Origin of the sequence: Streptomyces silaceus (genome assembly GCF_001419745.1) — a bacterium.
Taxonomy (GTDB): Bacteria; Actinomycetota; Actinomycetes; order Streptomycetales; family Streptomycetaceae; genus Streptomyces; species Streptomyces silaceus.
Map to the genome: position 1 here is coordinate 24,451 of NZ_LIRJ01000096.1, position 10,742 is coordinate 35,192.

11 protein-coding genes are annotated in these 10,742 nt (G+C 73.7%); all 11 read left to right on the forward strand.

Going from position 1 to position 10,742, the window contains the following annotated elements:
- Window positions 1-3 precede the first annotated feature (3 nt).
- The gene (locus AOK22_RS11200; RefSeq protein WP_055698445.1) at window positions 4-1,173 is read left to right on the forward strand and encodes a pyridoxal phosphate-dependent aminotransferase; all 1,170 of its coding nucleotides are present in this window, start codon (window positions 4-6) and stop codon (window positions 1,171-1,173) included.
- Window positions 1,163-2,137, forward strand: coding sequence for a 3-methyl-2-oxobutanoate hydroxymethyltransferase (locus AOK22_RS11205; RefSeq protein WP_055698446.1), 975 nt, complete (start codon window positions 1,163-1,165; stop codon window positions 2,135-2,137). The genes AOK22_RS11200 and AOK22_RS11205 overlap by 11 nt, the downstream gene beginning before the upstream one ends.
- On the forward strand, window positions 2,134-3,459 hold the full coding sequence (ectB, locus tag AOK22_RS11210; RefSeq protein ID WP_055698447.1) for a diaminobutyrate--2-oxoglutarate transaminase: 1,326 nt from the start codon (window positions 2,134-2,136) through the stop codon (window positions 3,457-3,459). Before AOK22_RS11205 ends, ectB begins: the two co-directional genes overlap by 4 nt.
- Entirely contained in the window at window positions 3,456-4,448 is a 993-nt protein-coding gene (locus AOK22_RS11215; RefSeq protein WP_237773439.1) for a diiron oxygenase, read from the forward strand. The genes ectB and AOK22_RS11215 overlap by 4 nt, the downstream gene beginning before the upstream one ends.
- Before the next feature lies 1 nt (window position 4,449).
- The gene (locus AOK22_RS11220; RefSeq protein ID WP_055698448.1) at window positions 4,450-5,685 is read left to right on the forward strand and encodes an MFS transporter; all 1,236 of its coding nucleotides are present in this window, start codon (window positions 4,450-4,452) and stop codon (window positions 5,683-5,685) included.
- Window positions 5,678-6,418, forward strand: coding sequence for a TSUP family transporter (locus AOK22_RS11225; RefSeq protein ID WP_055698449.1), 741 nt, complete (start codon window positions 5,678-5,680; stop codon window positions 6,416-6,418). The genes AOK22_RS11220 and AOK22_RS11225 overlap by 8 nt, the downstream gene beginning before the upstream one ends.
- A gap of 90 nt (window positions 6,419-6,508) precedes the next feature.
- Window positions 6,509-7,381 (forward strand): NAD(P)-dependent oxidoreductase, encoded by an 873-nt coding sequence (locus AOK22_RS11230; RefSeq protein WP_063795236.1) that lies wholly within the window; start codon window positions 6,509-6,511, stop codon window positions 7,379-7,381.
- Window positions 7,378-8,670, forward strand: a complete 1,293-nt coding sequence (locus tag AOK22_RS11235; RefSeq protein WP_055698451.1) for an ATP-grasp domain-containing protein — start codon at window positions 7,378-7,380, stop codon at window positions 8,668-8,670. Before AOK22_RS11230 ends, AOK22_RS11235 begins: the two co-directional genes overlap by 4 nt.
- Window positions 8,667-9,182: a flavin reductase family protein gene (locus AOK22_RS11240; protein WP_055698452.1), complete on the forward strand. Its 516-nt coding sequence runs from the start codon at window positions 8,667-8,669 to the stop codon at window positions 9,180-9,182. Before AOK22_RS11235 ends, AOK22_RS11240 begins: the two co-directional genes overlap by 4 nt.
- Window positions 9,183-9,205: 23 nt before the next feature.
- Window positions 9,206-9,799: a pyridoxamine 5'-phosphate oxidase family protein gene (locus AOK22_RS11245; RefSeq protein WP_055698453.1), complete on the forward strand. Its 594-nt coding sequence runs from the start codon at window positions 9,206-9,208 to the stop codon at window positions 9,797-9,799.
- A gap of 139 nt (window positions 9,800-9,938) precedes the next feature.
- On the forward strand, window positions 9,939-10,742 hold an 804-nt coding region (locus AOK22_RS11250), incomplete at its 3' end, for a winged helix DNA-binding domain-containing protein (RefSeq protein ID WP_055698454.1).

Consider the following 10,742-nt stretch of genomic DNA (forward strand, 5'->3'; position numbering starts at 1 on the left):
CTCATGCCGTCCTTCGGTAGAACCCTCAGCGAGATACCGCCCTCCCCGCTGGTGACGGTCGACCGGCTGCTGCGCTCCGGCGCGCACGCCGAACCGGTGCCGCTCCAGCAGGGCAAGACCGTCTTCGAGCCGTGTGTACGGCCCGGCCCCTGGGAGCGCGCCGAGTTCGGCATCGCGGCCCACGAGCACGCGCCGCCCGCCGGAGTGCCCGCGCTGCGCGCGGCGTTCGCCGACGCCGCCGGCCGACGCCGGGGCACCGACGTCGACCCCGGCCAGATCCTGGTGACCAGCGGTGCCACGCACGCCATCGCGGTGACCCTGCACGCGATCCTGGCGCCGGGCGACGAGGTCCTCATCCTCTCCCCGCAGTGGCTGTTCGCCACCGGCCTGGTGTGGGCGGCCGGCGGGACGCCCCGCGAGGTGCCGGTCTTCCTGGAGCTGAGCGAGGACCCCGGCTTCGACTTCATCGCCGCGATCGAGCGGGCCGTCGGCCCGCGCACCCGGGCGATCTACTTCAACAACCCCAACAACCCCACCGGTTTCCGCCTCGACGAGCGGGCCCTGGGCGCGCTCGCCGCGCTGGCCGAGCGGCACGACCTGTGGCTCATCGCCGACAACGCGTACGAGAACTACGACTTCGGCGACGACGGCTTCCTCGACACGGCGACCGTCCCCGGCGCCGCCGAGCGCACCTTCTCGGTGCACAGCTGCAGCAAGACGTACGCGATGCCCGGCGCCCGCGTCGGCCATCTGATCTCGCCGCCCGGCGCGGAGGAGATCCTCACCAAGTGGTCGCTGCACACGCTGTACTCGGTGTCCACGGCCGCGCAGTACACCGCGTTCAAGGCGCTCGCCACACCCGCCGACGAGCTCGCGCGGCGCCGGGCGGCGGCGGAGCGCGCCTGGCACCGCGCGGACGCCGCCCTGGAGATCCCGCACACGCGCGTCACCGGCGGCCTCTACACCTTCCTCGACCTGGCCCGCTACGGCGACGGCGAGGAGTTCGTGCGCCGCTGCGCCGAGGCGGGGGTGGGACTCGCGCCGGGCCGCGTGTTCGGCGCGCACTGCGACGGCTGGGCCCGGCTCTGCTTCACCGCGGCGCCCGAAGAGGCCGTCGAGGACGCCATCGGCCGTATCAACAAGATCTACTGGGAGGGCGGCCGTGACCGTTGACACCACCGTGGCCGGTCCGGCCGCGGCTTCCGCGCTGGCCCCGTACCTGCACCGGTACGCGAGCCCGGCGCAGCTCGGACTCAAGATCAACGCGTACCGGGGCTACGAGATCGAGGGCCTCGCCGAAGCCCTGCGCGCACCGGACCTGCACGACGCCCCCGTCGAATGCGTGATGGTCGGCGACTCCTACTTCATGACCCACCTGGGCCGCGCCGGCACCACGCTGACCGGCGCCGACGAGCAGGAGTGGGGCCTTGCCACCCTCACCGGCCTGGTGGCCGAGGTGCGCAAGGCCCTGGACGCCGCATTCCCCTCCGGGAAGCGGCCGTTCCTCCTCGCCGACCTGCCGGACGGGGCGACCCGCGACACCGCCACGGCCCGCACCGCCGCCGACCGGTTCGTCGCGGCCGGCGCGGACGCGGTCAAGATCGAGGTGGCGGGCGAGGGCGAGTTCGCCTGCATCGAGGCGGTGGCCGCGACCGGCACCCCGACCCTCGCCCACCTCGGCTACACCCCGCAGAGCGGCGGCCTGACCCGGCACGGCGACGCCCTCGACGGCGCGCTCGCCCTCTTCGCGCAGGCCCGCAGGGCCCGGTCAGCGGGCGGCTGCGGCCTGATCGTCGAGATGGTCAGCGAGGCCGTGAACCAGGCCCTGAGCCGGCCGCACCCCGAAGGCCTGCCGCTGTACTCGGTGTTCAGCGGCCGGGCCCGCTGGGGCGGCCAGAGCCTCAACCTGTGGGACGCCGTCGTACGCCCCGTGCCCGGCGGCCGCTACTTCCCGCCGACCCCGGTGATCGACGCCGCCGAGGTGGCCGAGCGCTACACCCCGGAGCTGATCGCCGACCGGATGCGCGAGCTGGTCCGGCTCAGCCTCGCCGGCTGGTTCCCGCTCTCCCCGCGCACCGCACTGACCCCCCGCGAGACGGCCGAGATCACCGGCATCGACCCCTGGAGTGCCTCATGACCACCGCCGAACCGGTCACCGCCGCACAGGTGACCCCCGGATCGGACACGGCCGTCTTCGACGAGCTCGAATCGGCCGTTCGCACCTACTGCCGGCGCTTCCCCGCCGTGTTCACCCGCGCGTCGGGACACCGGATGTGGGACGCGGACGGCCGCGAGTACATCGACTTCCTCTCGGGCGCGGGCGCCCTGAACTACGGCCACAACCCGCCCGAGGTCCGCGCCGCGCTCATCGACTACCTCCAGGCCGACGGACCGGTCCACGGCCTCGACCTGCACACCGGCGCCAAGGCCGCGTTCCTGCACCGCTTCCGCGAGGTGGTGCTCGCGCCGCGCGGGCTCGACCACCGGGTGCAGTTCACCGGACCGACCGGCACCAACGCCGTCGAGGCGGCGTTCAAGACGGCCCGCAGGGTCACCGGACGCACCGACATCATCGCCTTCACCGGCGGCTTCCACGGCCTCTCGCTCGGCGCGCTCGCCGCGTCCGCGACCTCCTTCAAGCGCGGCGCGGCCGGCGTGCCGCTCGGCCACGTCACGCGCATGCCCTACGAGGGGTACGCGGGCGACGGCGTCGACACCATCGACCTCCTCACCCGCATGCTCGACGACCCGGGCAGCGGCATCGACCTGCCCGCCGCCTTCGTGGTGGAGACCGTGCAGGGCGAGGGCGGCCTCGCGGCGGCGAGCGCGCCGTGGCTGCGTCGGCTCGCCGACGTGGCGCGCGAGCGCGGCATCCTGCTGATCGTCGACGACATCCAGGCCGGGTGCGGGCGCACCGGCACCTTCTTCAGCTTCGAAGAGGCGGGCATCGTCCCCGACCTGATCTGCCTGTCCAAGTCCATCAGCGGCTTCGGCCTGCCGATGGCCCTCGTCCTGGTCCGCCCCGAGCTCGACCAGCTGGGCCCCGGCGAGCACAGCGGCACCTTCCGCGGCAACAACCTCGCCTTCGTCACCGCCACGGCCTGCCTGGACCGCTGGGCGGACCCGGAGTTCGCCGCCCGGGTGCTGCGCAACGCCGCGGCCCTGGAGGAGCGGCTCACCGAGCTCGCCGCCGCGTTCTCCGACCTCGGCTGCGCCGTCGTCGGCCGCGGCCTGATCCGCGGCCTCGCCTTCACCGACCCGGCGCTCGCCGACAAGGTGTCGCGCGCCGCCTTCACGCGCGGGCTCCTGGTGGAGACGTCCGGCGCCCGCGGCCAGGTCCTCAAGATCATGCCGCCGATCGTGGCGGACGCCGGGGAACTGGCCCCCGGCCTCTCCCTCCTCGCCGACGCCGTCGCGGCGGCCGCGGCAGACCACGCATCCGAAGGGGACCCCCGTTGAGCATCGCCGAGCACGAGCACACCATCGAAGGCGGCCTCGGAGAAGGCCACGAGGACGGCCACGAGCACGGCATCGACGAGACCGTGCTGCGCCGCATCGCCGACTCCTGGCCCCGGCGTGCCACGATCCGCACCGACCTGGACCAGATAGCGGAGCCGGAGGAGTACGACGAGCTGCTGCCGGACTACCCGGAGCGCCTGCTGCCGTTCGCCGAGCACCCGCTGTACCTCGCGGCCACGCCCGAGCAGCGCCAGAAGGTCCTCACCATGGCGTGGCTCGTCTACAACGAGCGGGTCATCGCGGCCGAGGAGCACGTCGCCAACCCGACCTTCGCCATGATCATGCACGGCGCCTTCCCGGGCGCCGACAGCGTCCAGCTCAAGCGCGCCGTCCAGCAGACGCACGTGGACGAGGTCTGGCACACGTACATGCACATGATCGCGATGCAGCGCACGCGTGAGGTGCGGCAGGTCACCGGCGAGCCCTCCTACCCGCACACCGTCACCTATCGCCGCCTCCTTGAGGCCGACGCGAAGGTGTCGGAGCGCTGGGAACGCGACCTGCTGAAGCTGGTGTGGACGACCGTCTCGGAGATCAGCGTCAACGCCTATCTGGAGCTGCTCTCCCGCGACAAGACCGTCCAGCCGCTGCACGCCCTGGTGCCCCGGCTGCACGCCCGCGACGAGTCCGCGCACTCCTCCGTCATGGTCGAGGTCGCCAAGGCGCTGTACGTCCACATGAACACCGAGCAGCGCCGCGCCTTCGTCGACTCGCTGCCCAAGGCGCTGCACGCCTTCGTGGAGCAGGACTTCGCGGTGTGGCCGGGCATCCTCAGGGCGGCGGGCTTCGAGAAGGCCGACGAGATCGTCGAGGACTGCCGGCGCGAGGCCGGCGCGGGCCTGCTGGTGCGCGACTTCTCCGGGGTGCGGCGCATCGTGCGCGAGATGGAGCTAGAGGACCAGGTCGACTTCGACTTCGGGGCCGAGTGACGTGAGGCTCACCGCGGGCGGCCGCCGACTCGCCGCCGCAGCCCTCGTCCAGTCGCTCGGCATCGGCCTGTTCATGGCGAGCTCCATGGCGTACTTCACCCGGCAGGTCGACCTCTCGGCCAACCAGGTGGGCTCCGGGCTCGCCCTCGCCGGCGTCGTGGCCCTGGCGATCTCGCTGCTCGGCGGGGTCCTCGCCGACCGGTACGGGGCGCGGCGGGTGCTCGCCGCCGTGTACCTGGGGCGCGGGGTGTGCTGCGCGGCGTACGTCCTCGTCACGGACTTCTGGCAGTTCATGGTGGTGACGCTGTGCGCGGTGGCCTGCGACCGGGCGGGGCCACCGGTGCTCCAGGCGCTGGTCGCCGTGGCCGTGCCGGAACGCCAGGAGCGCACCAGGCTGCTCGCGGTGGTCAACGTCGTACGCAACTGCGGACTCGGGGTCGGCGCGATGGCGGCCGGTGTCGCCCTCGCCAGCGACACCCAGACCGCCTACCGGGTCACGCTGATCGCCATCGGTCTCGCCTTCCTGGGCGGCGCGGTGCTCGTGCTGCGGGTGCCCGAACTGGCCGCGCCCTCGAAGGCGGCCGGGGCCGCACAGGAGGACGCGGCCGAACGGCCGGCGCGGGGGAGGGTGCTGCCCGACGCGCGCTATCTGACGCTGACCGGGCTCAACTTCCTGCTGTTCTTCTTCGACACGATGCTGCTCGTCGCGATGCCCGTGTGGATCCTGGAGCACACGGACGCCCCACGGGCCACCGTGTCCGTGCTGTTCGCGCTGAACACCGTGCTCGTCGTGGTGCTGCAGATCCCGGTCAGCAAGCTGGCCAGCAGCCAGCGGCGCACCACCCGGATGCTCACGTGGACGGGCGCCGTGCTCGCGGTGAGCAGCCTGTGCTTCGCCGCGTCCGGCTCCGTCGGCGGCGGCCCCGCCGTGGCCTGGCTGGCCGCCGCCGTGGTGACGCTCTCCCTGGCCGAGGTGATCGCCAACTCCGCGGTGTGGGACCTGTCCATCGCCCTGGCTCCCGAGGAACAGCGCGGACGCTACCTGTCCGTGTTCAACCTGAGCGTGGCCGGACAGCGGGTGCTCGGACCCGTGATGGTCACCGGGCTGCTCCTCGGTTCGGGCTCGCTCGGCTGGGTGGTGGCCGCGGCGGTGCTCGTGGTGGCGGGACTCGCGGCCGAGCGGGTCGCCCGCGCGGCCGGGGAGCGGATGCGCACGGCGGTGCCCGTCGATGCCTGAACTGTCCGTCCTCGCCTGCGCGTCCGTCGCCGTGTTCGTCGGCGCGCTGGTCCAGGGCAGCCTGGGCGTGGGCCTCGCCCTGGTGTCGGCGCCGGTGGTGCAGATCGCCGCGCCGGACCTCATGCCGGGCTCGCTGCTCGTGGTCGCCGCCGTGCTGGCCGCGCTCGGGGCGGTCCGGGAGATCTCCCACACCGACTGGTATGGCGTCTCCTGGGCGATGGCCGGGCGGATCGCGGGCACGGCGGCGGCCTCGTACGTGATCCTCGTGGTCTCGGTGCCGACGCTCGACCTGCTCTCGGCAGGCATCACCCTCGGCGTCGTCTCGCTCCTGGCCTTCGACCCGGCCCGGCTGCCCAGGAACCGGGGCACGCTCATCGCCTCCGGCGCGGTGGCGGGCCTGACCGGGACGACGTCGTCCATCGGCGGGCCGTTCATCGCGCTCGTCTACCACCGGGAGCCCGGACCCACGGTCCGCGGCACCCTCAGCGTCTTCTACACCGCGGGGACGCTGCTCTCACTCGTCTCCCTCACCGTCGTCGGCCGCCTGCCGCGCGAGCAACTGGCCTTCGGGGCGCTGCTGTTGCCCGCGGTGGTGGTCGGCTTCGCGCTGTCGGGGCCGGTCCGGCGGCGGGTGGACGGCAGCGGTCGGATGCGCGGCGCGGTACTCGTCCTCGCGGTCGTCGCCGCGCTCGTCCTCATCGTCCGGGGGCTGGCCGCCATCCTCTCGGGGTGAGGGCCGCGCGGCGCCGTGAGCGCGTCGCCGCCATGCCAGGAGCGCGTCCGCCCGGACGCGCGAGCACACGTACGGAGAAAGGAACGGATCATGCGGGTGGGGTTTGCGGGACTGGGGTCCATGGGCGGGGGAATGTGCCGTCGGCTGGCCGACCGTGGCTTCGACGTGGTCGTGTACGACGCCGACGCGTCCGTCGCCGCGGCGGCCGGCGAGCATCCGGGCGTGCGCACGGCGGCGGCCGTCGCGGACCTGGCCGCGCCGGTCGTGGTCACCATGCTCCCCGACGGCGCGGCCGTCCGGCAGGTGGCCGAGGAGCTGCTCCCGCACCTCGCCGCGGGATCCCTGATCGTCGACACGGGCTCCTCGGCGCCCGAGGACACCCTCGCCCTCGGCCGCGCCGCCGCCGCGCACGGGGTGTCCGTGGTGGACGCGCCGGTCTCCGGCTCCCCGGCCGCCGCGCGCGCGGGCGAGCTGACGCTGATGGCCGCGGGGGGACCCGACGACGTGGCGCGGGCGGAGGAGGTGCTCGGCGCGCTCGGCAGGGTGTACCGGGTGGGCCCCGCGGGCGCGGGCCACGCGCTGAAGGCGCTCAACAACCTGCTCTCCGCGGTCAATCTCGCCGCGGTCGCCGAAGTCATGCTCGCCGGGCGGGCGTTCGGCCTGGAGCCCGCGGCGATGCTGGAGGTCATCAACGCCTCCACGGGCCGCAACCATGCCTCGCAGACCAAGCTCCCCGACCACGTGCTGCCCGGCACCTTCGACTCGGGCTTCGCACTGCGCCTGATGCTCAAGGACATCCGCATCGGCACCTCGCTGCTCGACTCGGCGGGCGGCCCCGCCGCCTTCGGGCACGCCTGCCAAGATCTTTGGGAGAAGGCGCACGACGAGCTGCCCGAGGGTGCCGACAACGTCGAGGTCGTGCGCTGGCTGGAGAACGCATCGGGACGGGAGCTGCGCGCATGACCCACGAGAACAACGAGGACGCACCGCGGATCGCGGTCATCGGCGGCCAGGTCGCCACCCTGAAGAAGGCACGGCAGGCCGGATTCGACATCGTCTGGGTGTACGGCCCGCACGAACTCGACACGGCAGGCCTGGAGTTGGTGGCCGAGGCCCACCTCACGGACTACCGCGACCCGCGGGCGGTCGCCGATCTGCTGGCCGCCGTGCACCGGCACCGGCCGCTGGCCCGGGTCATCTCGATGATCGAGGACGGCCTGGAGTCGGCGGCGGCCGCGACGACGGCCCTCGGCCTGCCCGGCACCGGCCTCGACACCGTCCGCGTGCTCCAGGACAAGCTGGCCTTCCGTGAACTGCTCGCCGAGCGGGGCATCGAGGGGGTCGCCTCACGCCTCGGACACGACGAGGCCGACATCCGTGCCTTCGTCGCCGAGTTCGGGCCCGCGGTGATCAAGCCCCGGTACGGGTCCGGGAGCCTCGGCGTACGGCTGGTGCCGGGGCCCGAAGCGGTCGCCGAAGTAGCGGCCTGGGCAGCGGAGTTCGGGCTGCACACGTTCGTGATGGAGCAGTATCTGCGCGGCCCCGAGTTCAGCGTGGAGGCCTTCAGCTTCGCGGGCGAGCACGTGGTCGTCGCGTACACCGCCAAGGAGAAGCTGGACTCGTTCGTCGAGGTCGGGCACATACAGCCCGCGGGCCTCGACGCGGACGCCACGGCCGCGATCGCGTCCCTGGTCGGCCGGATGCTGGACGCCGTTGGGGTGACGGACGGCCCCTCGCACAGCGAGGTCATCCTCACCGCCGACGGCCCCCGCCTGGTGGAGTCGCACAACCGGCGCGGCGGCGACCGGATCGCCGACCTGGCCACCGAGGTGTACGGGACCGACATCGACGCGCTCGCCTTCCTCTGGTACGCGGGCCGCACCGCGCCCATCACGCCGGGACCGGCCAGGGGCGGCGGCGCCATCCGCTTCCTGACCGCGGAACCGGGCGTCGTCGAGTCCGTCACCGGCGCCGACGACGTGCGCGCCGACCCGCGGGTGGTGGCCCTCCAGCTCTCCGTCGCGCCCGGCGACACGGTGGACCCGATCGCCTGGTCGTACGACCGGTCCGGGCTGCTCATGGTCCGCGGTGAGTCGGCCGACGACGCGCGGGAGCTGGCCCACGAACTGGCCGCCCGGATCACGGTCAGGACCCGGCCCGAGGCGGCGCCCGGCGCACCGCGCTCCATCACGGCCGTGGCCCCCCGGCCGGAACGGCTGCTCGGCAGCACGCCCACCGGGACGGGCACGTGACCACCGCGGCGCCCACGGTCGGCGCCCGTGAGCTGCGCACCGCGCTGCGGGGGCACGCCTCCGGCGTCGCGGTGCTCACCGCGGCCACGCCGGCCGGCCCCGCCGGGGTGACGATCACGTCGTTCACCTCGGTGAGCGCGGAACCGGCGCTTGTCTCCTTCGCGCTCGCCGCGTCCTCCTCGACGTGGGCGAGGGTCAAGGACTGCGAGCGGTTCGGGATCCAGCTGCTCGGCGCGGACCAGCGCGACGTGGCCGAGCGGTTCGCGGCGAAGGGCGTCGACCGGTTCGCGCCGCCCACCCGCTGGCACGAGGGCCCGCACGGGGTGCCGCTGCTCGACGACTGCGCGGCCTGGCTGGTCGGCGTGCGCCACCACCGGATGACGCTCGGCGACCACGAGCTGGTCGTCTGCGCCGTGGAGCACGTACGGATCGGCGCCCCGGGCGACAGCCTGGTCCATCTGCACGGGGCCCTGCACGCGGCCCCGCGGAGACCGGAAAGCCCACAGACGTAAGACAGTTCAGAGAGGTGATCCCCATGGGCAAGCTCTACGAGGGGCTGACTCCCGCGCTGCGCGAGTTCATCGCGCAGGCCCCCATGTACTTCGCGGCCACGGCACCGCTGTCCCCGGACGGACACGTCAATGTCTCCCCGAAGGGCGGCATGGACACCTTCGCCGTCCTCGACGACACGACGGTGGCCTACCTGGACCTCATCGGTTCCGGGGCCGAGACCATCGCGCACGTGCGCGAGAGCGGCCGGATCACCTTGATGTTCTGTTCGTTCACCCGCCGCCCCAAGACGCTCCGGCTGTACGGCACGGCCCGCTGCGTCTTCCCGGACGCCCCCGAGTGGGACACCCTGATCGGCCACTTCGGCAAGCACCCGATCCCGCGCTCCATCATGGTCGTCTCCCTCACCCGCATCACCGACTCCTGCGGATTCACGGTCCCGGAGATGGACCTGGTCCGCGAGCGCGACCTCCAGGACCAGTGGGGCCTGCGCAAGTCGGACCAGGCGCTGGAGGACTACATGCGCGAGAAGAACGCCTCCAGCATCGACGGACTGCCGGCGCGGCCGCGGCAGGAGGTGGGCTCCCGCTCCACGACCCGAGTGGCGGACAGAAGCTGACCGCATCGCCTGGGACCGTGGAGGCTCGGGCCGTTCCGGTCCGCATCGGTGCGAGAGAGCGGGAGCAGTCCTCCATGATCGTGGTCGCCATGCCCAGTCCCGGGCCCCAGACGTCCGGCCGGTACCCGGCGGTGGGCCGATGACCGTGCTCGGCACGCGCGCCCTGGGGCGGGCCTCGCTCGCCCGGCAACTGCTGCTCGACCGGGCCGACCTGCCGGTCCTCGACGCCGTGGCGCACCTCGGCGGGCTGCAGGCGCAGGAACCGCAGGAGCCGTTCGTCGGGCTGTGGACCCGGCTGCGGGGGTTCGCGCCGGACACGCTGTCCGACCTGCTCGTCGAGCGGCGGGTCGTGCGTACGCATCTCATGCGCCGCACGGTCCACCTCGTCACGGCCGACGACGTGCTGGCGTGGCGGGCCCGGCACGATCCGATGCTGCGCCAGCGCGTGCTCGGGGTCTACCGCCGCGACTTCGACGGCGTGGACCTCGACGAACTCGCCGCCGCGGGGCGGGCGGTGATGGCCGACGGCGAGCCGCGTTCCCTGTCCGAGCTCGCGCGGTCCGTCGCCGACCGGTGGCCCGGGGCGGCGCCGCGGGCCCTGGGGGAGATGCTCGTCGCCGGTCTCGTGCCGATGGTGCAGCTGCCGCCGCGCGGGCTGTGGCGCACCAAGGCCGGCGTGCGCAATCTGCCGGTCGCCGCCTGGCTGGGGCGCGAGATCGACCCGCCGGCCGAGGACGGCGCCGACCCGGTCGGCGAGCAGCTGGTCCGCCGCTACCTGGCGGCCTTCGGGCCCGCCGCCACGGCCGACCTGCGGGCCTGGAGCGGACTCGCCGGGCTCCCCGCCGCCGTCGCCGCGGTGCGGGACGAACTGGTCTCCTTCCGCGACGACCGGGGACGCGAACTGCTCGACCTCCCCGACGCGCCGCGGCGACGGCGGCGGGGA